This is a genomic window from Nonomuraea sp. NPDC049486, from assembly GCF_040676925.1.
GTDB lineage: Bacteria > Actinomycetota > Actinomycetes > Streptosporangiales > Streptosporangiaceae > Nonomuraea > Nonomuraea ferruginea.
This window is the reverse complement of the sequence record NZ_JBFAPV010000006.1, coordinates 358639-382493: the sequence shown is the minus strand read 5'-3', so window position 1 is coordinate 382493 and position 23855 is coordinate 358639. Positions and strand designations below refer to the sequence as shown.

Annotated in this window: 19 protein-coding genes; 11 read left to right on the top strand and 8 right to left on the bottom strand. The window is 72.9% G+C overall.

Annotated elements, in window-relative coordinates; translation table 11 throughout:
• Positions 1-29 precede the first annotated feature (29 nt).
• A complete protein-coding gene (locus AB0K05_RS20550) occupies positions 30-2156 on the top strand; it encodes an alpha-galactosidase (RefSeq protein WP_364230825.1) in 2127 nt (708 codons plus the stop codon).
• 14 nt (positions 2157-2170) lie between these two features.
• On the opposite strand, the gene AB0K05_RS20545 is transcribed toward AB0K05_RS20550, so the two are convergent.
• The 7 genes from AB0K05_RS20545 to AB0K05_RS20515 all read right to left on the bottom strand — a co-directional run bounded on the left by AB0K05_RS20545 (position 2171) and on the right by AB0K05_RS20515 (position 10679).
• Entirely contained in the window at positions 2171-2485 is a 315-nt protein-coding gene (locus AB0K05_RS20545; protein ID WP_219546639.1) for a MerR family transcriptional regulator, read from the bottom strand.
• Positions 2486-2534: 49 nt separating this feature from the next.
• Positions 2535-2966, bottom strand: a complete 432-nt coding sequence (locus AB0K05_RS20540; RefSeq protein ID WP_148031517.1) for an Hsp20/alpha crystallin family protein — start codon at positions 2964-2966, stop codon at positions 2535-2537.
• 87 nt (positions 2967-3053) lie between these two features.
• Positions 3054-4199, bottom strand: coding sequence for a mannose-6-phosphate isomerase, class I (gene manA / locus AB0K05_RS20535; RefSeq protein ID WP_364230822.1), 1146 nt, complete (start codon positions 4197-4199; stop codon positions 3054-3056).
• A gap of 106 nt (positions 4200-4305) precedes the next feature.
• Positions 4306-4827: a snapalysin family zinc-dependent metalloprotease gene (locus tag AB0K05_RS20530; RefSeq protein WP_364230820.1), complete on the bottom strand. Its 522-nt coding sequence runs from the start codon at positions 4825-4827 to the stop codon at positions 4306-4308.
• A 93-nt stretch (positions 4828-4920) separates the two neighbouring features.
• Entirely contained in the window at positions 4921-6954 is a 2034-nt protein-coding gene (locus AB0K05_RS20525; RefSeq protein WP_364230818.1) for a M14 family zinc carboxypeptidase, read from the bottom strand.
• Between the two features lie 294 nt (positions 6955-7248).
• The gene (locus AB0K05_RS20520; RefSeq protein ID WP_219546636.1) at positions 7249-8262 is read right to left on the bottom strand and encodes a LacI family DNA-binding transcriptional regulator; all 1014 of its coding nucleotides are present in this window, start codon (positions 8260-8262) and stop codon (positions 7249-7251) included.
• Positions 8263-8264: 2 nt separating this feature from the next.
• On the bottom strand, positions 8265-10679 hold the full coding sequence (locus AB0K05_RS20515; RefSeq protein ID WP_271278586.1) for a glycoside hydrolase family 3 N-terminal domain-containing protein: 2415 nt from the start codon (positions 10677-10679) through the stop codon (positions 8265-8267).
• A gap of 285 nt (positions 10680-10964) precedes the next feature.
• On the opposite strand from AB0K05_RS20515, the gene AB0K05_RS20510 reads away from it, so the two are divergent.
• The 4 genes from AB0K05_RS20510 to AB0K05_RS20495 are packed head-to-tail and all read left to right on the top strand — an operon-like array spanning position 10965 to position 15325.
• On the top strand, positions 10965-12308 hold the full coding sequence (locus AB0K05_RS20510; RefSeq protein WP_271278587.1) for an extracellular solute-binding protein: 1344 nt from the start codon (positions 10965-10967) through the stop codon (positions 12306-12308).
• Positions 12305-13234, top strand: coding sequence for a sugar ABC transporter permease (locus AB0K05_RS20505; protein ID WP_271278588.1), 930 nt, complete (start codon positions 12305-12307; stop codon positions 13232-13234). The genes AB0K05_RS20510 and AB0K05_RS20505 overlap by 4 nt, the downstream gene beginning before the upstream one ends.
• Position 13235: 1 nt before the next feature.
• Positions 13236-14132 (top strand): carbohydrate ABC transporter permease, encoded by an 897-nt coding sequence (locus AB0K05_RS20500; protein ID WP_271278589.1) that lies wholly within the window; start codon positions 13236-13238, stop codon positions 14130-14132.
• A gap of 32 nt (positions 14133-14164) precedes the next feature.
• Complete coding sequence (locus AB0K05_RS20495; RefSeq protein ID WP_271278590.1) at positions 14165-15325, top strand: NAD(P)/FAD-dependent oxidoreductase; 1161 nt, start codon at positions 14165-14167, stop codon at positions 15323-15325.
• Between the two features lie 19 nt (positions 15326-15344).
• Here the strand turns inward: AB0K05_RS20495 and AB0K05_RS20490 are convergent, their stop codons facing one another.
• A complete protein-coding gene (locus tag AB0K05_RS20490; protein ID WP_271278591.1) occupies positions 15345-16322 on the bottom strand; it encodes a UbiA family prenyltransferase in 978 nt (325 codons plus the stop codon).
• Between the two features lie 173 nt (positions 16323-16495).
• On the opposite strand from AB0K05_RS20490, the gene AB0K05_RS20485 reads away from it, so the two are divergent.
• From AB0K05_RS20485 to AB0K05_RS20460, 6 genes are all read left to right on the top strand, one after another.
• Positions 16496-17581 carry a 3-oxoacyl-[acyl-carrier-protein] synthase III C-terminal domain-containing protein gene (locus AB0K05_RS20485; RefSeq protein WP_271278592.1) on the top strand — a complete coding sequence of 362 codons (1086 nt, stop codon included), beginning with the start codon at positions 16496-16498 and terminating at the stop codon, positions 17579-17581.
• A gap of 4 nt (positions 17582-17585) precedes the next feature.
• Positions 17586-18113, top strand: a complete 528-nt coding sequence (locus AB0K05_RS20480) for an isoprenylcysteine carboxyl methyltransferase family protein (protein ID WP_219546631.1) — start codon at positions 17586-17588, stop codon at positions 18111-18113.
• Positions 18110-19123 (top strand): NAD(P)/FAD-dependent oxidoreductase, encoded by a 1014-nt coding sequence (locus AB0K05_RS20475; RefSeq protein WP_345483120.1) that lies wholly within the window; start codon positions 18110-18112, stop codon positions 19121-19123. The genes AB0K05_RS20480 and AB0K05_RS20475 overlap by 4 nt, the downstream gene beginning before the upstream one ends.
• A gap of 52 nt (positions 19124-19175) precedes the next feature.
• Positions 19176-21554, top strand: a complete 2379-nt coding sequence (locus tag AB0K05_RS20470) for an aminotransferase class V-fold PLP-dependent enzyme (RefSeq protein ID WP_271280372.1) — start codon at positions 19176-19178, stop codon at positions 21552-21554.
• A gap of 11 nt (positions 21555-21565) precedes the next feature.
• Positions 21566-22357, top strand: a complete 792-nt coding sequence (locus AB0K05_RS20465; RefSeq protein ID WP_271280371.1) for a carboxypeptidase-like regulatory domain-containing protein — start codon at positions 21566-21568, stop codon at positions 22355-22357.
• Positions 22358-22507: 150 nt separating this feature from the next.
• Complete coding sequence (locus AB0K05_RS20460) at positions 22508-23326, top strand: thioesterase family protein (protein WP_271280370.1); 819 nt, start codon at positions 22508-22510, stop codon at positions 23324-23326.
• The last annotated feature ends 529 nt before the right edge of the window (positions 23327-23855 follow it).

The following is a 23855-nucleotide window of genomic DNA, read 5'->3' as shown; positions in this document are numbered from 1 at the left end:
GCGTTGTCCCCTCACCCAGAAAGACGCGCATGGAGCCTGTCATCCACCACTTCAGGGCCTCCGGGGTCTCCGTGGTGATCGAATGCCCCTCCGACGCCCTGCCCGCCATCCTGCACTGGGGGCCCGACCTGGGCCCGCTCGACGACCGGGCGCTGGCCGCGCTGGCCTCCTCGCTGCGGCCCCGCCTCGACCTGACCTCCGACGTCCCCGTACGCACCGGCCTGGTCCCCGAGGCGCGCACCGGCTGGACCGGCATGCCCGGCCTGCGGGGTCACCGCGCGGGGCGCGACTGGTCGCCCGCCTTCACCGCCGTCACGTACGGGCTCGAAGAGGGCGGCGGGGTGCGGGCGCTCACCGCGGAGGCCGCCGACCCGCGCGCCCGGCTCACGCTGTCGCTCACCGTCGAGCTGCACCCTTCGGGGCTGCTGCGGGCCAGGGCCGGGCTGCGCAACGACCACGCGGACCCGTACACGCTGGAGGCGCTGCACCTGGCGTTGCCGGTGCCCGCCGTCGCCACCGACCTGCTCGACCAGGCCGGCCGCTGGTCCAAGGAACGGGTCCCGCAGCGGCGGCCGATCACCGTCGGCACCCACCTGCGCGAGGGCCGCCACGGCCGGACCGGCGCCGACGCCGCGACCGTGCTGTTCGCCACCACCCCGGACGCGGGCTTCCGGCGCGGCGAGGTGTGGGGGGTGCACGTCGCGTTCAGCGGCAACCACCTCTCCTACGCCGAACGCGTCCACACCGGCCGCACCCACCTCGGCGGCGGCGAGCTGCTGCTGCCGGGCGAGGTCGTGCTCGCCGAGGGCGAGTGGTACCCGGGGCCGTGGATGTACGCCGCGTACGGGCGCGGGCTCGACGAGGCCGCGCACCGCTTCCACGGCTTCCTGCGCGCCCGCCCGTCCCATCCGCCGGCGCCGCGGCCGGTGGTGCTCAACACGTGGGAGGCCGTCTACTTCGACCACGACCTGGACCGGCTGACCGAGCTGGCCGACCGGGCGGCCCGGATCGGCGTGGAGCGGTTCGTGCTGGACGACGGCTGGTTCAGGGGCCGGCGCGACGACCGGGCCGGGCTCGGCGACTGGTACGTCGACCCTGAGGTGTGGCCCGGCGGGCTCAAGCCTCTGGTGGAGCGGGTGCGGGCGCACGGCATGGAGTTCGGGCTGTGGTTCGAGCCGGAGATGGTCAACCCGGACTCCGACCTGGCCCGCGCCCACCCCGAGTGGATCATGGGGGCCGGTGACCGGCTGCCGCCCACCGCCCGTCACCAGCAGGTGCTCAACATCGCGCACCCGGACGCGTACGCCTACGTCAAGGAACGGCTGCTGGCCCTGATCGGCGAGTACGACATCGACTACGTCAAGTGGGACCACAACCGCGACCTGGTCGACGCGGGCTGGGCGGAGACCGGCAGGCCCGCGGTGCACGAGCAGACGCTCGCCCTTTACCGGCTGCTGGCCGAGATCCGCGCGGCCCGTCCGGGGCTGGAGATCGAGTCCTGCTCGTCCGGGGGCGCCCGGGTGGACCTGGGCGTCCTGGAGCACACCGACCGGGTCTGGGCCAGCGACTGCATCGACTCGACCGAACGGCAGCAGATCATTCGCTGGACCGCGCAGCTGCTGCCGCCGGAGCTGATCGGCAGCCACGTCGGCGCGCCCCGCTCGCACACCACCGGCCGCGTCCACGCGCTGCCGTTCCGCGCGGTGACCGCGTTCTTCGGCCACTTCGGGCTGGAGTGGGACCTCACCACGCTGACCGAGACCGAGCTGGCCGAGGTGGCCGGCTGGATCGAGCTGCACAAGCGGCACCGGGAGCTGCTGCACACCGGGACGGCGGTGCGGCTGGACGAGGCGCCGGAGGGCTTCCAGGCGCACGGGGTGGTGGCCGGTGACGGCTCCGAGGCGATCTTCGCCGTCGCCATGCTGGCGCTGCCCGTCACCTGGCCACCGGGCCTGCTACGGCTGCCGGGGCTCGACCCCGGCACCGCCTACCGCGTCCGCCCGCTGACGCCGGTGCGCTCCCGGCCGCGGAACGGCGACCCGGTCTGGGTCACGGGCGAGCACGTGCTCACCGGGCGGGCGCTGGGCGTGTCCGGCATCGGGATCCCGTCGCTGTCTCCGGACGACGCGGTGCTGATCCACCTCACGGCGGTGTGACGGGCGACCGGCGGTCAGTCCGGCCGGCTCTGCCGCCGCCGCTCCTCCGCCAGCTCCTCGCGGAGCCGATCGAGCTCGGCCTCGAGTTCGAGGATGCGGCGGACGGCGACCAGCGTCATCCCCTGGTCGGTCATCCCGATGACGTGGCGTACGACCAGGATGTCGCGGCGCGAGTAGCGCCGCTGGCCACCCGGGGAGCGCCGGGGGCTGATCACGTCGTGCTGGTCGAGACGGCGCAGGAACGCCTGCTGGACCCGGAGCATGTCGGCCACCTGCCCGAGCGTGTAGAGCGGCGCGTGATCGTCGTCGATCGGCAGCTGGGACATCATGGCCTCCTCCGGGGCGGGGGGCGGGGAGCCGCCCCCGCGCGGTGCGGCGTCAGCGCCTGATGGCCTTGACGTCCGCGCGCTGGATCTCGACCTTGCGCGGCTTGGCGCGCTCGAGGACGGGGATCCGCACGGTCAGGACGCCGTCCGCGTAGGCGGCGTCGATCTTGTCGCTGTCGAGGTGCTCCGACAGGTAGATCCGGCGGGTGAACGCGCCCATGGGACGCTCGCGGACGAAGAGACGCTCGTCGGCTCCGGTCTCTTCCTCACGGTGGGCGCTGACGCTGAGGACACCCCGGTCGATGGTGACCTCGATCGAGCCGGGGTCGATGCCCGGCAGGTCGAAGCGGAGCACCACGTCGTCGTCGCGGCGCAGGCCGTCCATCGGCATGACGGCTCCGCCGGCGCCGAAGGCCTGACGGGTGAGCCGGTCGAACTGGCGCTCGAACTCCTGCAGGAACGGGTCGACGGTCGTCAGGAGCATGTCTGAACCTCCTCGCTGGCTAGGCGCTAACCTCCAACTACACTTGCAGGTTACGTCAGACTCCACGAGAAGGCAACCGCCTCCGCGTCAGCCGCCGGGCAGGGCGCGGAACACGGTCCCCTCCCCCGTCAGCGTCAGCTCCGGGGCGTTCGCCGGGACGAACGCCGACTCGCCGGGCCCCAGTGTGAGCCCGCCTACGACGGCGTGGCCACTGGTGCACAGCAGGATCTGCGGGACCCCGCCCGGCACGGTGTGCGCGGCCCCTTCGGCGAGGTCGTGGCGCACGAGCACGAACTGGGTGGCCGGCGGGTGGTAGCCATGCCTCCCGTCGTCCGCGGACGGCCGGACCCGGTGCGGCGGCGCGGGTGTGAAGTCGACGATCCGCATGAGCTCGGGCACGTCGCGGTGCTTGCCGGTCAGGCCGCAGCGCAGCACGTTGTCGGAGTTGGCCATGATCTCGACCCCGACGCCGCCCAGGTAGGCGTGCGGCACCCCGGCGCCGAGGAAGATCGCCTCGCCGGGCTGGAGCCGTACGTGGTTGAGCAGCAGCGCGGCGGCCACGCCCGGGTCCCCCGGATAGGCGCGCGCGAGCTCCGCGTACACCGCGAGCCGGCCTGCGGGCCCGGAGGGCGCGCCGGTCAGGGCGTGCTCCACCGCTTCGCGGGCGTCCTTGGAGGCGTCGCCGAGCATGTCCTGGAAGACCTCGCGGAGCGCTTCACCGGCGGGGCGGGCGCGCAGGGTCTCCACCCAGCGGCCCGTCTCGGGGATGTCCAGGCTCTCCAGCAGGTCCGCCGCCTCGTCCGGCGCGCGGAAGCCGCAGAACCCGTGGAACGGCGTGAGCGCGCACACCATCTCCGGCTTCGGGAACGGGTCGCGGTAGGTGCGCGCCGGGTCGCCGATCGGCACCCCGGCGGCCTCCTCGCGGGCGAACCCGGCCCGCGCCTGCTCGGCCGTCGGGTGCACCTGCAGCGACAGCGGGCCCGCCACCGCCAGCACCTTGAGCAGGTAGGGCAGGCCGGGGCCGGACGCCCCGGCCATGCCCAGCGGGTCACGCGCGATCAGCTCGGTGAGCGGGACCCCGCCCACGGTGGACGGGGCTGCCGGGTGGGCGCCCATCCACATCTCCGCTTGCGGTTCGCCGGTCGCGGGGGTGCCGAACAACTCGGGGAAGGCGGTCGGCGACCCCCACGCGTAGGGCTGGATCACCGGCGCCAGCCGCATCGGTGCCGTCACGTCGTCTGCTCCTCTGGGACGGGGCTGCGGGACGGCACCAGTCTAGGGACGATCGATCAGCGGGCCGCGTCGCCGGGCCGGTCGTACGCCCCGGTCACGGCCGGGCTCAGCGGTCCACGTACAGCCTGCCGAACTCGGCCTGCGGGGTGCTGCCGGCGAAGTTGCGGTCCACCTCGGCCCGCTCGGCGGCGCTCGGGTTGGCGTTCGTGCAGCTCACGGGGGCGCTGGAGCCGGACATCAGGTCGGTGCAGCGGCCGGTGCGCCGGTCGGGCAGGCCCAGGATGTGGCCGATCTCGTGGGCGGCGATGCGGACCGGGTGGTAGCCCTGGTCGGTGGCCTGCCGGCCCATCCAGATCCGGCCCCGGCCCAGGCTGGTCGGCTGGGCGCGGGGCCAGCCGTCGTCGGCGACGACGACGAAGTCGGCCGGCGTGCCCGCGACGAGCCGGACGTTCGCGACGCTGGCGTTCCAGATCTGCGCGGCCTGGTCGACCGCGCCGCGGAACTCCGCCGCCCGGCTGGCGTCGTAGCGGAGCACCCTGACTAGGGCGGTGGCCTGCGCGGGTGTGGTGGCCAGCAGGAAGGCCAGGGTGAGGATGAGAGAGAGCGCGAGACGGAGGGGTCTTGGCATCGTGTCTCCTCGGACAGTGGGGGTGCTGTCACGGTAGACGCGACGGCATCGTCCGGGGACAAGGCACTTTGCCCCTATCACCGCGGTATGGGTTCACCGGTCCTCTCGGTAGTCGGCGGCGACGCCGATGAGGGAGATGAGGCCGGCGGCGAACTCCATGGCCTCGGCGTGGCCCTCGGCGAACGGCGGCTGGAAGCCGACGCCCTCCCAGGCCCCGGTCCGCGGGTTCCACAGGTCGCTGCCGACCTCGAAGTCCCACCCGTAGACGCCGTGGTCGTACCAGAGCTCGTCGGCGGAGTTGCCCGCGGCCGAGTAGAGCACGTCGGTGACCGGCCCGGTCTGCTGCGGCCAGGTGACGGTGCCGCGCTCGGCGGCGATGGCCTCCAGGATGGTGCGGGCCGAGCGCAGGAAGTACGCCTCCTGCTGACGGCTGGGCCTGGGCAGGGTGACGCGGCCGTCGAGCCGGTAGGCGCCGGGCGGCCACATGAAGTAGCCGCCGTAGCTGTGCACGTTGAGCGCGAACCGGATGTTCGGGTACGTCTCCGCCAGCCAGATCACGTTGCGGCTCTCCGGCTCGGAGTGCTCGCCGGGCCCGGCGTAGGTGCCGCTCTGGCAGTTGGCCGAGGCGCCGAAGTAGCCGTCGAACAGCGAACCGACCGCGTAGTTGCGGTTGACGTCCACGCCCCAGGTGTTGCGCAGCGCCGGGTCGGACTGGGCGGCCGGGCAGTGGTTGGTCATGTTCTTGCGCTGGGCGTTGAAGTCGTAGAAGGAGTAGTTGGCGCCGTCGGGGTTCACGGTCGGGACGATGAAGATGTCGGCGCGGCGCAGCAGCTTCCTGGTGGCCGGGTCGCGCGGGTAGTTGCGCAGCAGCCGCTCGGCCGCCTCGATGGTGACCAGCGGCGTCACCCACTCCCTGGCGTGCTCCTGGGCGTAGGCGAGCACGCCGGTGCGCGAGCCGTCCCGGTGCGTGCCGATGCGCAGCGCCAGCACCCGCCACGGCTCCCGCGACACGTCCGCGGGCGCGCCGAGGAAGTCGCTGAGCTGGGTGAGCGGGGCGGGCGCCAGGACGCCCGCGCCCGGGTCGGTCCGGTACGTGGCGGCGGTCACCGGGCTGCCCGGCGCGCCGGTGATCGCGGCGGCGACCTCGGCGGCGGTGCTCACCGGAGTGCCGGAGCCGTCGGTGGCCAGGCTGACCCTGACCTGCTTGCCGTCCACGACGACCTCCAGCGGCCGGTCGGCCGCGCCGGGGTCGGACAGCTCCACGGCCAGGTCGTTGCCGCCTTCCGACCCGTACGCGCGCGAGGTCACCACGAGGGCGGCGCCCGGCGGGGTGCCGATCAGGGCCTGAGCGTGGCGCCGGTAGCCGTTGGTCAGGTGGGGCAGCTCGATGATCTCGGTGAGGGCGGGGAAGCGGCGGTGCAGGTCCTTGACCCGGGCGTTGAGCTGCGCGGGCGGCATGTACTGGGTGATGAAGTCCTTCTGGTAGCCCGGCCGGTCGCGGTCGGGCCGCTCGCCGTCGGGCCACTCCCCGACCCGCGCCTCCGCCACGCCGCCCGCGGCGGAGGTGATGGTGACGCGGTCCGGCCTGACGCCGGCGGGCACCGGGACGCTGAACTGGTGGCCCAGATAGGCGCCGGCGTCCACGTACGGGACCATCTCGACCTGGCCGGTCGCGCCGCCCTTGCCCTTCCAAGTCACGGTGAGCGCGGCGTCGGCGCCGGCGCTGCTGGACGCCTCGACCGACAGGAAGTAGCCGTCGCGGGACTGGAACCACACCGCCCGCTCGACCACGATGCGGTCCTTCGTGCCGCCGCGGTCCTCGGGGGCGGGCGCCGGGGTGCCGGTGGCCAGGGTGGCGCCGAGCGGGCGCAGCTCGGCCAGCCGGCTGGGGGTGACCACGGCGTCGACGCGGATGCTGCCGTCGGGCTGCGGCCGCACCCGTCCGGTGAGGTCGGCGCCCGAGCCCACCAGCCGCTCCAGCGCGGCCCGGTCGGGCACCGTGAGCGTCACCAGCGAGGCGGGCTCCGGATCGGCGGGGCCGGCGACCGCCGGGAGCGACGGCTCGGCGGCCACGAACGTCGTGAGCACCATCGCCAGGACAACTGCGGACGCCCGTGAGCCACGCATCGGTTCCTCCGGTGATCGCCGTATGGCCGTCATTGAAGGCCGAACCGGCGACTCCGGCAAGACCCAAGGTTCCGTCGCGAGGGTACTGCGCTGATCGATCTCGCCCCAGCACAATGGGCGGGTGTCTGGACATTCCCGCGTCACCGTGCGGCGCGTCAGAGCGGACGACGCCGAGGAGTTCGTCGCGCTGTCCGGCGCGAGCCGGAGCCTCCACCACGGCTCAGCCGCTCTCGCGTACCTGGACGTCGTCCTGGGCCACCTCGCGCTGGACGACGCCCAGGACTGGCATGAGGGCTACTGCCGGGGTGCGGCGGGGGCGGTCGAGCCGCGTACCACGAGTTCGGTGGCGAGCTCGATGTGGTGGGAGTCGATCCGTTCGCCGGCGGCCAGGCGCAGGGCCCGCCGGAGGGCCACGCCGCCCATCTCGCGGAGCGGCTGGCGGACGGTGGTCAGCGGTGGTGAGGCCATGCGGGCTATCTGGGTGTCGTCGAAACCGACGACGCTGAGGTCGTCGGGGACGCGCAGGCCGCGCGCCCGCGCGGCCTCCATCACGCCGAACGCGGTCTCGTCGCAGCCGGCGAAGATCGCGGTCGGCGGTTCGGGGAGGGCGAGGAAGCAGGCGCCGGCCTCCACTCCGTCGCCGTAGCGGAACCTGCGGTGCTGGATGTACTCCTGGCGCACCGCCACGCCCTCGGCCTCCATGGCGGCGCGGTAGCCGTGCAGCCGCGCCTGGTTGCACGCCGCCGTGGCGGGGCCGCCCAGGTAGGCGATGCGCCGGTGGCCGAGGGAGAGCAGGTGCTGGGTGGCGGCCAGCCCGCCGGCGAAGTTGGTCGACCCGACGCTGGTCACGCGGGTGCGCGGCAGGTTGAGCGGGTCGATCACCACCAGGGGCAGGCCGGCCTCGGCCAGGGCGGCGAGCTGGGCGGCGGTCAGCTCGCTGGTGACGGCGACCAGCGCGCGCCGGCCGGTCGCCGCCAGTTCCCTGGCCCACCTGCTGGTGCGCTCGGAGCCCTTGCGGATGCTGATCACGACGGACACGCCGAGTTCGCCGCCGGCCCGCACCGCCCCCTGGATGATCTCGTTGGAGTAGGCGTTCAGGTCGGAGTCGAACTGCAGCTCGACGGTGCCCGCGGTCTCGTCGCGCCGGGGCGGCGGGGCCACGTAGTCGTGCTGCCGCAGCGCCGACAGCACCAGCGAGCGGGTCGCCGGCGCGACGTCGCTGCGGCCGTTGAGCACCTTCGAGACGGTCGCGACCGACACGCCGGCGGCGGCCGCGATCGTGGCGAGCGTGGCGCGCTTGGCCGGCACGGCTAGTCCCGATCCCCCGCCGGGTGCACGTCCACCGGTGTGAACAGCCGCCTGTCGTGGCCGACGGCCCGCAGCGGCCCGGTGAGCCGGACGGTGCCGGCGCACGGCAGGTCGCGGGCCGAGGTGCCGGCGAGCACCTCGATGTCGCCGGGCTCGACGATCCGCTGCAGGTCACGGCCGGTGAAGGCGGTGCGGTCGGCGTGCACGCGGAAGCGCACGTCGGCGGCGGCCCCCGGTTCGAGCCGGACCCTGGCGAACCCGGCGAGCTGCCGCACCGGCCGGGTGACCTGGGCGAGCATGTCGTGCAGGTAGAGCTGGACGACCTCGTCCCCGGCGCGGGCGCCGGTGTTGCGGACCCGGACGGAGACGGTGAACTCGCCGTCGGTGGGCACCTCGGTGTCGCTGATCCGGAACTCGCCGAGCTCGAAGGAGGTGTAGGAGGTCCCGTACCCGAAGGGGAAGAGCGGGGTCGGGTCGAGGTTGCTGATGCCGTCGCTGTCGGCGCCGAGCGGCGGCTGCAGGTAGGTGTGCGGCTGGCCGCCGGGGGTGCGCGGGATCTGCACCGGCAGCCTGCCGCCGGGCTGGACGCGGCCGGACAGCACGCCCGCGATGGCCGCGCCGCCCTCCTCGCCGGGCATGAACGCCTGGACGAGCCCGGCCGCCCTGGGGTGGATCTCGCCGAGCGCGTACGGGCGGCCGGAGACGACGACCACGACGACCGGCGTGCCGGTGGCGGCCAGCTCGGTCACCAGGTCCTCCTGGACGCCGGGCAGGCGCAGGTCGTCGGCGTCGCAGCCCTCGCCCGAGGTGCCCTGCCCGAACATGCCGGCCAGGTCGCCGACGACGACCACGCACAGGTCGGCGTCGCGGGCCGCGGCGGCCGCGGCGGCGAACCCGGAGCGGTCCCCGTCGCGCACGTCGCAGCCGCGCTCGTAGGCGATCTCGGCGCCGGGCAGCTCGGCGCGGAGCGCGTCGAGCACGCTCGGCGCGTCGATGCCGAGACCGAGTCCGGGGTAGCGGGGCAGCACGTGGTTGGGGAAGGCGTAGCAGCCCATGAACGTGCGCGGGTCGTCGGCGCACGGCCCGACGACGGCGATCCGGCGCGGGGCGGTGCGGCCCTCGCCGAGCAGGGGCAGCGCGCTGCCCGCGTCGAGCAGGACGACGGACCTCTCGGCCAGTTCGCGGGCCAGCTCCCGATTGGCCTGCGAGTCCAGCTCGACGGTCTCGGCGCCGGTCACCGAGGACTGCGGTGTCCAGTCCGGGTCGAGCAGCCCGAGCTGCGCCTTCTGGGTGAGCAGGCGGCGCACCGCCCGGTCGATCAGCTCCTCGGGCAGCTCGCCGCGGCGCACCCGCTCGGCCAGGTGCTGGCCGAAGCCGAGGGTGTCGGGCAGCTCGACGTCGAGGCCGGCGGTGAGCGCCTGGACCCCGGCCTCGCCGGCGTCGGCGGCCACGAGGTGCATGGTGGCCAGGAACGGGATCGACCAGTAGTCGGAGACGACGGTCCCGGTGAACCCCCAGTCGTCGCGGAGCACCTCGGTCAGCAGCCACGGGTCGATGGCGGCGGGGACGCCGTCGACGTCGGAGTAGGAGTTCATCACCGAGCGGGCGCCGCCCAGCTCGATGGCCGACTCGAAGGGCGGCAGGATCATGTCCATCAGCTCGCGCCGGCCCATCGGCACCGGGCCGTGGTTGCGTGCCGCCCGCGAGGCGGAGTAGCCGGCGAAGTGCTTGAGCGTGGCGATGACGCCCGCGCCCTCCAGCCCGCGCACGTACGCGGAGCCGATCATCGAGACGAGGTACGGGTCCTCGCCCATCGTCTCCTCGACCCGGCCCCACCGGTAGTCGCGGACCACGTCCAGCACGGGCGCCAGGCCCTGGTGCACGCCGAGGGCGCGCATGTCGCGCCCGATCGCGGCGCCCATCCGGGCCACCAGCTCGGGGTCGAACGTGGCGGCCCAGGCGATCGCCGCCGGGTAGACCGTCGCGCCGTAGGTGGTGAAACCGGTCAGGCACTCCTCGTGGACCAGCGCCGGGATGCCCAGCCTGGACTGCGCGATCACCTCACGCTGCAACCGGACCACCTCGGCGGCGCCCTCGGCGGGGCTCACCGGGCGGCTGCCGTGCACCCGCGTCAGATGGCCGATGCCGTGGCGGACCGCCTCCTGGAAGGGGGAGGTGTTCGACGCGGCGAACGCGTCCTGCAAAGGGGCCACGTTGCCGGTGCCGCCGTCGCCCGGATCGGGGGCGGAGACGGGCTCACCCATGGTGTTGCCCTCCCACCGGCTGCCGAGCTGCGCGACCTTCTCCTCCACCGTCATCTCCGCCAGCAGGGCGTCCACCCGCTCCCCTACCGGAAGCGCGGGATCCTGCCAGGGACGGAGGGCTTGGCCCGCCGCCGGCCGATCTAGAGCCGTCATTGATCGCTCTCCTTAGAGGCGGCTCTTGCCGCAAAGTTTCGAAACATTTCGGACGCGCTGCGCGGGGGTGGCGTGGGAGCGCTCTCGGCTCCAGATCACCCAGCGTGGCGCCCGTGCGAGCGTATCCCACTCGTCTCGCTCTTGCCGAGAGGGAGTTTCGTGCGGGGAGAGGTTGACACCCCTTCGGCCGAAATCTAGATTGGCGTGCCACGCGGTCGTTTCGAAAATGTTTCGACACTGTGGAGCCGCGGCACCATCCCCCGGCGTTCGAGTACGGAGATCAGCGTGGAATCCAGGACAACGTCTCGCCGCAACTTCCTCGCCCTGTCCATGGGCCTGCCCCTGGGAGCCGCGCTCGCCGCCTGCGGCACCTCCGGCCCCGGCAGCACGAGCACCAGCGGCGGTGGCGGTGGTGGCGCCACCGCCAGCTACTGGTATCTGTCGACGGAGCCGCAGGAAGGCGTCCGCAGGCGGACCATGGAGCGGTTCAACCAGGCCAACCCCAACGGGAAGATCGTGGGGACGACCTTCCAGAACGACGCCTTCAAGACCAAGATCAAGACGGCGATCGGCGCGGGCGAGGCGCCCACGATCATCTGGGGCTGGGGCGGCGGCGGTCTGCGCAGCTACGTGCAGGCCGGCCAGGTCGAGGACCTCACCTCGTGGTTCGACGAGAACGCGGCCGTCAAGGACAAGCTGTTCCCCTCGTCCTTCGGCGCGGCGACCGTCGACGGCAAGATCTACGCGATCCCCTGCGAGACGATGCAGCCGATCGTCCTGTACTACGACAAGCGCGCCTTCGAGAAGATCGGCGCCGAGCCGCCCCAGAGCTGGGGCGACATCATGGACCTGGTGCCCAAGTTCAACGCCAAGGGCATCGCGCCGTTCTCGCTGGGCGGGCAGTCGCGCTGGACCAACATGATGTGGCTGGAGTTCCTCTTCGACCGCATGGGCGGCCCCGAGGTGTTCCAGGCCGTGTTCGACGCGGAGAAGGACGCCTGGTCCAACCCCGTCGCCATCGACGCGCTGACCAAGATGCAGGACCTGATCAAGGCCGACGGCTTCATCAAGGGCTTCTCCTCCATCACCGCCGACTCCAACGCCGACCAGGCGCTGCTCTACACCGGCAAGGCCGCGATGATGGTGCACGGCGGCTGGACGTACGGCGGCATGAAGCAGGACGGCGGCGACTTCGTCTCCGGCGGTAACCTCGGCTACATGAACTTCCCGCCGATCGACGGCGGCAAGGGCGACCCCGGCAACACCGTCGGCAACCCCGGCCAGTACATGTCGATCTCCGCCAAGGCCACGGCCGAGCAGAAGGAGATCGCCAAGAAGTTCTTCGCCACCGAGGTCATCAGCGACAAGTCGGCCGAGGAGTGGGTGGGCACCGGCGCGGTTCCCGTGATCAAGGGCTCGGAGAAGTTCTTCACCGGCTCCGAGGACGCCGACTTCCTCAACTTCGTCGTCGGCATCGCCAACAACGCCAAGGTCTTCCAGCAGTCGTGGGACCAGGCGCTCAGCCCGACCGCCGCCGAGGTGCTGCTCGACAACATCGCCAAGCTGTTCCAGCTGTCGATCGGGCCGCAGGAGTTCGCCACCAACATGAACGCGGTCATCGGCAAGTGAGCACGATCGTCACCGTTCCACCCCGAGGGAGACCGCCCGCCGCGACCCGCGTGCGCGGCAGCGGCTCCCTGGTGTGGCTGGCCGTCCCCGCCCTGCTCGTCTTCGTCGCCTTCGGCGTGATCCCCCTGCTCGGGGTGCTCGCGCTGAGCTTCACCACGTGGGACGGGCTCAGCCAGGACATCTCCTTCAGCGGGCTCACGAGCTGGAGCGCGGTGCTGAGCGATCCCGGGCTGCCGCACGCCCTGTGGGTGACGTTTCTCATCATGGCCCTGTCGTGGCTGGTGCAGACGCCGGCCAGCATCCTCATCGGGGTGTTCCTGGCGGGCCATCAGCGCTACCGCGCGCTGATCGCCGTGCTGTACTTCATCCCGCTGCTGCTCAGCTCGGCCGCCATCGCGATCACGTACAAGGCGCTGCTCGACCCGAATTTCGGGCTCGGCGCCGGCCTGGGCCTGGACTTCCTGGCGCAGGACTGGCTCGGCGAGGGCCCCCTCGCCGTCGGCGTGGTGATCTTCGTGGTGTCCTGGCAGTTCATCCCGTTCCACTCGCTGCTCTACCAGGGCGGGGTGCGGCAGATCCCGCGCTCGATGTACGAGGCCGCGGAGCTCGACGGAGCCGGGCGGGTGCGCAAGTTCTTCAGCATCACCCTGCCTCAGCTGAAGTACACGATCATCACGTCCTCGACCCTCATGGTGGTCGGCTCGCTGACGCTCTTCGACCTGATCTTCGTGCTGACGGCGGGCGGGCCCGGCGACGCGACCAGGGTGCTCGCGCTCGACATGTACAAGCGGGGATACCAGGCCAACCTGATGGGCCCGGCCAGCGCCATCGCCGTCATCCTCGTCCTGGTGGGCCTGGCCCTGGCGCTCGTGCTGCGCAGGCTCGGCGGGCGCGACGGCAGTGCGAGCCAGTTGGAAGGGGCCTGACATGGCGACCACGCTGTCCGACAAGCCGGGGCGGACGGTGATGCGGCCGTCCGGTCGCCGCCGCCGCAGGCCCAGGCTGCGCGAGACCAAGAACTGGATCGGCGGGACGATCTCGTGGCTCTGGCTGGCGATCGTGATCATCCCGATCTACTGGGTGGTCATCACCAGCTTCAAGGCCCAGAGCGACTACTACCTGTCGAACCCGATGGCGCCGCCCACCGCGCCGACGCTGGACAACTACCAGCTGGTCATCGAGTCCGACTTCCCGCTGTACTTCCTCAACAGCCTCATCGTCGCCGTCGGCTCGGTGGTCCCGGCGGTGCTGTTCTCGTTCATGGCCGCGTACGCGATCGTGCGGGCGAGCACCAACCGCTTCCTGAAGTCGGTGAACTGGCTCTTCCTCATGGGCCTGGCCATCCCCCTGCAGGCGACGATCATCCCGATCTACCTGATCATCATCAGGCTGCATCTCTACGACAGCCTGCTGGCGCTCATCCTGCCGTCGATCGCGTTCGCGATCCCGCTGTCGGTGCTGGTCCTGGCCAACTTCATCCGGGACGTGCCGAAGGAGCTGTTCGAGTCGATGCGGCTCGACGGCGCGAGCGAGCAGACCACGCTCTGGCGCCTGGCCTTCCCGCTGACCCGGCCGGCCGTGGTGACGGTGTCGATCTACAACGCGCTGCAGATCTGGAACGGGTTCCTGCTGCCGGTGATCCTGACGCAGAGCCCCGACAAGCGGACGCTGCCGCTCGCGCTCTGGTCGTTCCAGGGGGAGTACAGCGTCAACGTGCCCGCGGTGCTCGCCTCGGTCGTGCTGACCACGCTGCCGATCCTGATCCTGTACGTGGTGGGCCGCCGCCAGTTGCTGAGCGGCCTGACGGCGGGGTTCGGCAAGTGATCTGAGTCCCGCGCCGGGGCAGGAGTCCTCCCATGGAGGACGTGTGGGATCTCGTGGTCGTGGGCGCCGGGCCCGCCGGTTCCGCGGCGGCGCTCGGCGCGCTGCGGCGGCGGCCCGGCGCGCGGGTGCTGGTGCTCGACAAGGCGGACTTCCCCCGGGACAAGGCGTGCGGCGACGGCATCGCGGCCCACGGGCGTGACGAGCTGGCCAGGCTGGGCGTGCCGGGGCTGATCGACGACTACCGGCCCACGCCCCGCCTGACCGTGGTCTCCCCCGGCGGCACGCGGGTGTCGGCGACCGCGGCGCGGCCCAACCATGTGGTGCCGCGCCGGGTCTTCGACGCCCGGCTGGTCGAGGCGGTCCGGGCGGCCGGGGCCGAGGTGCGGCGCCACCGGGTCAGGGAGCTGGCCGAAGCCGGGCCGGTGGTGGTGATCGACGGCCGGATCCGGGCGCGGGTCGTGGTCGCGGCCGACGGGGCCAACTCGGCGGTGCGGCGGCTGATCGGGCTCCCGGTCACGCCGGAGCGGCACACCGCCATCGCCGTGCGCGGGTACGCGGACGTCCCCGACGAGGACGACGTGCAGCTCATCGCCATGCAGCGGGCGGGCTGGCCCGCGTACGCGTGGTCGTTCCCCATCGGCGACGGCACCGCGAACGTCGGGTTCGGGATGCTGCTGCCCCGGCTGCACGCCACCGGGCTGCCGGGGCGGCAGGTGCTGCACGGCAGGCTCGCCGAGCTGCTGCCCGACCGGCCCGCCCGCGACCTGCGCGCCCACCACCTGCCGCTGTCCACCGGCCGGCCGGCTCCCGGTGCCGGGCGGGTGCTGCTCGCCGGGGACGCGGCGAGCCTGATCAACCCGCTGACCGGCGAGGGGATCTACTACGCGCTGCTGTCGGGGCGGCTGGCCGGCGAGGCGGCCTCGGACGCGCCCGGCGACCCGCTGCCCGTCTACCGGCGCGGCCTGCGCGCGGCCCTGGGGCGGCACCTGCGGACCACGGACGTGCTGGCCCGGCTGGCGCAGTCGCCGGGGTTCATCGACGCCGCCATCGCCACCGCCGCCCACCGCAAGGAAGTGTTCGACCTGCTGGTGGAGGTGGGGCTGGGGTCGGGGACGGTGCCCGTCCCGCTGGCGTACGCGGTGGCTTCCCGCTGGCTGCGCGACACCGTCCGCCACCACCGACGCGGCCGTTGACAGTTGTATCCGCCCGCCATCAGCCGGTGAGGGAGGCACCGCCGGTCAGCAGCAGCGCCACGTCCACGCCCGCCACCGCGACGGCCGCCGCGAACGGCACCCGGGGGTGGTTGCGGCCCAGCAGAAGCCCGGCAGCCGTCAGGACGACGGCCGTGGCCAGCGCGATCCAGGCCATGGGGCTCGTACGGGCGAGGCCGGGAAAGGCCGGACCGTCCGCTTCGTCGGCGGACGGATCCGTGCTTGCCGGTGCCGATGGGGACGAGCCGTCCGAGAGCACGGCGGAGTGGCCCGTGGCAGCCGGAGGTTCGGCGGTGGGAGGGGTCGTGGTGGAGGGGCCGAAGGCGAGCAGGCAGGTGGCGGCGAGGAGCGGGAGCGGGAGCAGGGCGCGCAGGCGGGCGGCGCCGAGCCGCTGCGGCCAGCCCCGCACGCCGGTCGCCAGGTCGTCCGCCAGGTCCGGCAGCACGTTGGCCAGGTGGGCGCCCACCCCGAGCAGGGCCGCCGCCGCCGTCGCCCACCAGGCGGGCCACGGCTCCCCCGGCAGCCCCAGCGTCACGAACGCGGGCAGCACCCCGAACCCCACCGCGTACGGCACCCACGACAGCAGGGTCGCCTTCACCCCCAGGTCGTACGCCCACGCCGCGAGCACCCCGGCGAGATGCGCGGAGCCGGCGAGCGGCCCCGAGGCGAACGAGAGCGGCACGCAGCACGCCAGCGCCACCGCCGCCGCGATCCAGAGGGCACGCGGCGTGATCGTGCCGTCGACCGCCGGCTTGTCCGCACGCCCCGCCGCCACGTCGCGCCCGGCGTCGGCCGCGTCGTTGCACCAGCCGATCGACAGCTGGCCCGACAGCACCGCCAGACCCACGAGCAGGCATCCGGCCGCGCCGTGCCCGGCGGCGGCGGCGAGCGCGGTGACCAGTGACGTGACCGCCACGGTGGGCCCGGGATGGCAGCCGCGCGCCAGCCCGGCGATCATCCGGCGCCCGTCGTCCGTCACAGGCCGATGTTACTCGGGAGATCCCTTCGGCAGGCGCTCGCGGCGGGTGACGAATTGACCGGGCCTGACCGGCCGATCTACAGGGAAGACCGCCCGCTGGGCTTAGCAGATCAACCTGGGGGGAACCGTGGCATCGACGAGTGTTTTCGGCCGCCCGCCCAGGGGAGCCCTCCATGACCCATATCGCCGCAGTTCGCTGCGCCTTTCCCCCGAATCGATACGCACAGGCCGAGTTGACCGACATGGCGGCCCGTGTCTGCCTGCCTCCGGACGCCGACCGCCGCCTGCTCGACCGGCTGCACCGCAGCGCCCGCGTCGAGTACCGCAACCTGGCCCTGCCGATCGAGGACTACGAGAAGCTCGACGGCTTCGGCGCGGCCAACGACGCGTACGTGACCGCCGCGGTCGAGCTGGGGCGGGAGAGCGTCCGCGCGGCGCTGGACGGCGCCGGGCTGGTCCCGTCCGACGTCGACATGATCATGTTCACGTCGGTGACCGGCATCGCCGTGCCGTCGATCGACGCCCGGCTGGTGGGCGCGCTGGGTCTGCGGCCCGACGTCAAGCGGCTGCCGGTCTTCGGGCTGGGCTGCGTCGCGGGCGCGGCCGGGATCGCCAGGCTGCACGACTACCTGCGCGGCTGGCCCGACCACGTGGCCGTGCTGCTGTCGGTGGAGCTGTGCTCGCTCACCGTGCAGCGCGGCGACGGCTCCCCCGCCGGCCTGGTCGCCAGCGCCCTGTTCGGCGACGGCGCCGCGGCGGTCGTAGCCTGCGGCGACGGGCGCGCTCCGGACGAGACGGACGACCCGGCGAGTGACACGGCGGCCGGGCCTGTCGTGGTGGCGACTCGCAGTCATCTGTATCCGGACTCGGAGCATGTCATGGGCTGGCAGGTGGGCGGCGACGGTCTGCGGGTGGTGCTGGACGCGGGCGTGCCGGAGGTGGTGCGCCGCTATCTGGCCGACGACGTGTACGCGTTCCTCGGCGATCACGGGGTGACGGCCGGCGAGGTGACGGCCTGGGTGTGCCATCCGGGCGGCCCGAAGGTCCTGGAGGCCGTGTCGGACGTGCTCGACCTGCCGCCGGGCGCGCTCGACGTCACCTGGCGCTCGCTGGCGGCCCACGGCAACCTGTCGTCGTCCTCGGTGCTGCACGTGCTGGGCGAGACGCTCGCCACGCGGCGGCCGGAGCCCGGCACGTGGGGGGTGCTCATCGCGATGGGCCCCGGTTTCTGTTCCGAACTCGTCCTGCTGCGCTGGTGACCCCATGACCTGGTATCTCGTCCTCATCCTGCTGGTCGGCCTGGAGCGGCTGGCCGAGCTGGTCGTCTCCAAGCGCAACGCCGCCTGGAGCATGGCGCGCGGCGGCGTCGAGACCGGCCGCGGCCACTACCCGTGGATGGTGCTCCTGCACACGGCGCTGCTGGCCGGGGCGCCGCTCGAGGTGTGGCTGGCCGGGCGGCCGTTCCTGCCGGAACTCGGCTGGCCGATGCTCGTCCTGGTGGTGGCCGCGCAGGGGCTGCGCTGGTGGTGCATCACCGCGCTCGGGCCGCGCTGGAACACCAAGGTGATCGTGGTGCCGGGGCTGCCGCTGGTGACGCGCGGCCCGTACCGGCTGACCTGGTTGCGTCACCCGAACTACGTGGCGGTGGTCGTGGAGGGGTTCGCGCTGCCGCTGGTGCACACGGCGTGGGTGACGGCGCTGGTGTTCACCGTGCTGAACGCGGCGCTGCTGACGGTGCGCATCCGCACCGAGAACGCGGCGCTCATGCCGGCCGGGCGGCCCGCCACGTGATCGACGTGCTGGTCGCCGGTGGCGGCCCGGCGGGGCTGGCGACGGCCATCCACGCGGCGCTGCTCGGCATGGAGGCGGTCGTCGTCGAGCCGCGCGCCGGCCCGGTCGACAAGGCGTGCGGCGAGGGCGTCATGCCCGGCGGCGTGGCGGCGCTGGCCGCGATGGGGGTGACGGTGCCGGGGCGTCCGCTGCGCGGCATCCACTACCTGGACGACCGGCGCGGGGTCCGCGCGACGTTCGGCCCCGCCATGGGGCTGGGCGCGCGGCGCGTCGCCCTGCACGCCTCGCTCGCCCGGCGGGCCGCCGACCTCGGCGTGAAGACCGTCACCGGCCGGATCGCGCACGCCGTCCAGGACGGCGACGGGGTCGAGGCCGCCGGGCTGCGGGCGCGCTGGCTGGTGGCCGCCGACGGGCTGCACTCGCCGCTGCGCCGGTCGCTCGGGCTGGACGCGCCGCCCGGCGGAGTGCGGCGGTACGGACTGCGCAGGCACTACCGGGTGGCGCCGTGGACCGACTTCGTGGAGGTGCACTGGTCGGGCCACGGCGAGGCGTACGTCACCCCGGTGGGTGACGACCTGGTGGGCGTGGCGATCCTCAGCTCCGCGCGGCGCACGTACGACGAGCACCTGGCGGGGTTCGGCGCCCTGGCCGAGCGGCTGCGCGGGCCCGCCGTGACGCCGGTGCGCGGCGCGGGGCCGTTCCGCCAGCGGGCGCGGGCGCGGCGCGCCGGGCGCGTCCTGCTGGTGGGCGACGCGGCCGGGTACGTGGACGCGCTCACCGGTGAGGGGGTGTCGCTGGCCGTGCGCTCGGCGGAGATCCTGGCCCGCTGTCTGGCGGAGGACCGGCCCGAGGAGTACGAGGGCGCGTGGCGGCGGTTGTCGCGCACCCACCGGCTGCTGACGGGCGCGCTGGTGCAGGTCGCGCGGCGGCCGGCCACGGCGCGGCTGGTGGTCCCGGCGGCGCGGGGGCTGCCGGGGGTGTTCACGTCAATCGTCCGGCTATTGGCCTGAAACCGGGTCGGTCCATTCTGCCCTTATGGCTGATATATGCACTTTTAGCGTTATGAGCCGGTTCTGTGGTCCTCCGGGGGTGGTGAACGGCGGATGGCTCTCCGGCCTGCTGGCGGGCGAGCTGGGCGCGACGGGGCCGGTGGAGGTGACGCTGCGCGCCCCGGCGCCGGTCGAGACGCCGTTACGGGTGGCGCACGCGCCGGACGGGCTCGGGCTCTTCGCGGGAGATCGGCTGCTGGCCGAGGCCAGACCCGCCGCCGGGGACCCGGTGCCGCCGCCCGCCGTGTCCCTGCGCGCCGCGGCGGAGGCCGAGCGGCGCTTCCCCGGCCACCGGAGCCACCCGTTCCCCGGCTGCTTCGTGTGCGGCCTGCGCGAGGACGGGCTGCGCGTCCATCCGGGCCCGACGGCCGATCCGGAGATCTTCGCCGCGACCTGGTTCGCCGACCCGGAGCTGACCGGCGGACAGGAGGTCCTGCCGCCCGCGTCGGTGTGGGCGGCGCTCGACTGCCCCACCGGCTGGACGCATCTCGCACCGGGCGGCGCCGCGCTGCTCGGCAGGATGACCGCGCGGCTGCGCCGCCCGGTCAGGGCCGGCGTCACGTACGTGGTCGTCGCCCGCCGCGACGGCAGGGAGCGCCGCAAGCTGTTCGCCTCCGCCGGGCTGTACGAGCCGGACGGCACTCTGGTGGCCGCCTGCCGCACGACGTGGGTCGAGACCCGGGCGGCCCACGCCGGGAGCCCGGCCACGGGAACCGCCGTGGACCCGGGACTGCTGGAGCGCATCCGCGGCGGCGTCATCGGCGAGGACGAGGTCCTCGACGGCCCGTACGGGCCGCGCCGCATCACCTACGCCGACTACACCGCCTCCGGGCGGTCCCTGGACTTCATCGAGGACTTCATCAGGGCCCGGGTGCTGCCGCGTTACGCCAACACGCACACCGAGAGCTCCGGCACCGGCCTGCAGACCACCCGGCTGCGGGAGGAGGCCCGGCGGATCATCCACGACGCCGTGGGCGCCGGCCCGGACGACGTGGTCCTGTTCTGCGGCTCCGGCGCGACCGGGGCCGCCAACAAGCTCGTCGCCATCCTGGAGCTGCGCGACCGCGCCACCCGCGCGGGCGGCCGGCCGGTGGTGTTCGTCGGGCCGTACGAGCACCACTCCAACGAGCTGCCCTGGCGCGAGTCCGGAGCCGAGACCGTCGCCATCGGCCAGGACCGCGACGGCCGCATCGATCTCGGCGAGCTCCGCGCCCAGCTGGTGCGGCACGCGGACCGGCCGCTGCTCATCGGCAGCTTCTCGGCCGCCTCCAACGTGACCGGCATCCTGTCCGACACCGAACCGGTCTCCGCCCTGCTGCACGAGTTCGGCGCGCTGTCGTTCTGGGACTACGCCGCGGCCGGGCCGTACGTGCCGATCCGGATGGCGGCGAGCGCGCCGGGGCGGACCGACCACAAGGACGCGATCTTCCTGTCGCCGCACAAGTTCCCCGGCGGCCCGCAGACGCCGGGGGTGCTGGTCGTCCGGCGGGACCTGGTGCGCAACCGGGTGCCGACCACGCCGGGCGGCGGCACCGTGCGCTACGTGAGCCCCGGCGAGCACCGTTACCTGGACGATCCGGTCGCCAGGGAGGAGGGCGGCACGCCGGGGATCGTCGAGTCGATCCGCGCCGGGCTGGTCTTCGCGCTCAAGGAGGCCGTGGGCACCGGCCTCGTCCAGGAGCGCGAGGAGCGCCTCCGGGAGCGGGCGCTGGAGCGGTGGCGGCGCAACCCGGACATCGAGATCCTGGGCGACGGGCCCGCGCGCAGGCTGCCGATCTTCTCGCTGCGCGTCCGCGCGGGAGACGGGCTCTACCTGCACCACAACTTCGTGGTCGCCGTGCTGAACGACCTGTTCGGCGTCCAGGCGCGCGGTGGCTGCTCCTGCGCGGGCCCGTACGGGCACCGGCTGCTGGGCATCGGCGCCGGCCGGTCGGCGGAGCTGCGCGACCAGATCGGGTACGGGTACGAAGGGGTCAAGCCCGGCTGGGCGCGGGTCACCTTCGCCTATTTCATGTCCGACACCGTGGCGGACTACGTCGTCGACGCCGTCGACCTGGTCGCCTCCCGGGGCCGGCGCCTGCTCCCCCACTACCGGTTCGACCTCCGTACCGGGCTGTGGCGGCACCGCGAGGCGGCCGAGCCCGCCGTCAGCCTGTCCGACCTGGTGTTCCGCTCCGGCGAGCGGCCGGTCCCGGGTGCGCGGGCCGGGGAGGACGCGCTGGCCGGCTACCTGGCGCGGGCGCGCGAGCTGCTCGCGGCCCTTCCGGACGAGCCGGACGCGAGCCAGGCGCGGCTGCCCGGAGACGCGGAGCGGCTGCGCTGGTTCGCGCTGCCCGCCGGGTGCGTGGCTCCGGCGGTGAGTTCCAAGTCGGTTGCAAGTCAGATGATCTAGGTTGGCCCGCCATGAGGAGATTGGTGCCGGTGGGCGCTCTGCTGGTGTGCCTGAGCGGCTGCGTGATCACACCCATGGCCCCGATGACCGCGGACACGCGGGCGGGAGAGCCGGCCGAGACCGCGCGGGAAGAGGGGGATCGCATGGGCGTCGAGCCGGGGGTGCTCAAGGGCAGGGTCGTGGGCGCCGACGGCAGGCCGGTCCAGGGGGCCAAAGTCGTGGCCGACAACCAGTTGCTCTACAACAGCAACCTCATCGTGTCGACCGACGCCGACGGCCGCTACCGGGTCGAGACCGACATCGCGGCCACGTTCCACGTGACGGCCTCGATGACGGTCGAGCACAACGGCACCTCGTACCAGGTCGACCTGTCGCCGGACGACGACTCCTCGTTCGCCGGCCCGACCGGTGCGATCAGGGACTTCACCTGGAAGCTCACCGGCGAGAAGGCCGACGGCCTGGGCCACTACGGCGGGTCGGTCCTGTTCCACCTGGACATGACCGACCCGCGGAACCCGGAAGCGTTCCTGGAGGACGAGAAGGTCGAGCTCACGCTCACGCCCGAGAGCACGCTGCTGGACGGCTCGCAGGGTCAGGTCATCACCCGCAGGGCGGTCCGCACCCCTGACGGGTCCGGCCTGGTGGACGTCCCCATCGCCCGTTACCGCGTCTCGGCGTCCTACGAGGGACGCCCGCTGCAGGTGCGGCTCCGCGGTCAGGACGCGTACGCGCCCGAGATCGTCGCGGACTTCTCCCAGTACATCTCCAGCGTCTACTGGATCCAGCTCGAACTGAAGCTCTGACCTGTCACTTCCGGACTCCGCCCATGCCGCCGTCCGGCGTCATTTCACCTGAGGGGCGCTTTACCTGCCAGGTCATCGCCCTTGCGGGGAGTGCGCAAGAAAATGGCCGAGGGAGCGATCACTACTGCTCGCGATGACCCGGAGCACCGCATGACCCCGGAGGAGACGATGACAGCACCATCCCTGTCCGCGTTCGATGTCGATTCCCGCACCGATTTCGTGGCCGCCAACCGATATGCGGGCATCGTCACTGATCGCTGGCATGCGCTTGGCGGTGGTCCGAACGGTGGTTACCTGATGGCGATGTGTCTGCGTGCGCTGAAGCAGGAGATGCCGTTCCCCGATGTGCTCGTCGGCTCCGCCTTTTTCCTGCGCCCCGCGGTCATCGGACCGGCGGAGTTGCGCACCGAGATCATCCGGACCGGGCGGCGTGTCGCCACGGGCCAGGTCGTGCTGTCGCAGGAGGGTAAGGAACGACTGCGGGCGACGGCCACCTTCGGCACCCTCGACCAGGCCGACGGGCGTACGCTCGTCACCGGCGAGCCGCCGGTCCTCCCGGACCCGGATGACTGCGTCGATCCGCTCGGCGGCAAGTCGCTGGACGGTGTCAGCATCACCGAACGTGTGGAGTTCCGGTTCGCCGAGGTGCCCGGCTGGTGGCAGGGGAAGCCCGCCGAGCATGCCGGAATAGAGTTCTGGATGCGCTTCCGGGACGGCCGCCACGCCGATCCAGACGCGTTGCCGTTGCTGCTGGATGCCGCACCTCCGGCCGTGCTGGCCGTCGGCGAGTTCGCTTCCGCCACGCTCGAGTTGACCGCGCATCTACGGGCCCGGCCCGCTCCTGGCTGGCTCGCCTGTCGCGCCACCACGCGTCACCTGATCAACGGATACCACGAAGAAGACTTCGAGATCTGGGACACCAAAGGCGTCCTCGTCGCCCAGGGCCGGCAACTCGCCATGCTCCCGTAATCGGTGTCACGCATGCTGCTGCGTGCTTCTCCTTGGGCAGCCCCCGCCGTCGGCGAATTTCGCGAGCCCTCTCGCTCTCGGATCCGCCGGCGGCGATACATGGGGATGGCGTCACCTGAGTCGGCGTCGCTCATATTCGGGGACGATCACCGCTACGGCGTGGCACATATCTGGCCGATATCCGCTATTTCCCATCCTGGATGGAGATCCAGCGATGTGGGGCGCCGTATCTCGCGCGCGCCCTTCACGTCCGCCTTGACACAATTCGGATATATCAAGCATTTGCCACAATCACGATAAATCGGATGGTTACAAAACGACAACTTTCCGTCTGGAAGTGTCCGAAACTGGCCAGTGCGAGAACCCGTACAGAGGCGAGGGCGTCTCTTACTCGCGGCCGGATGACCATCCCCCGACATTCCACGTGCCGGGGATTCACCTGAGGAATTCCTCTATGAATGCAGGCGTGCGACACAGGACCTGTCGCGCATCCCGCGGACCCGTGGCCCTGACGCCGACGATCGCCCAT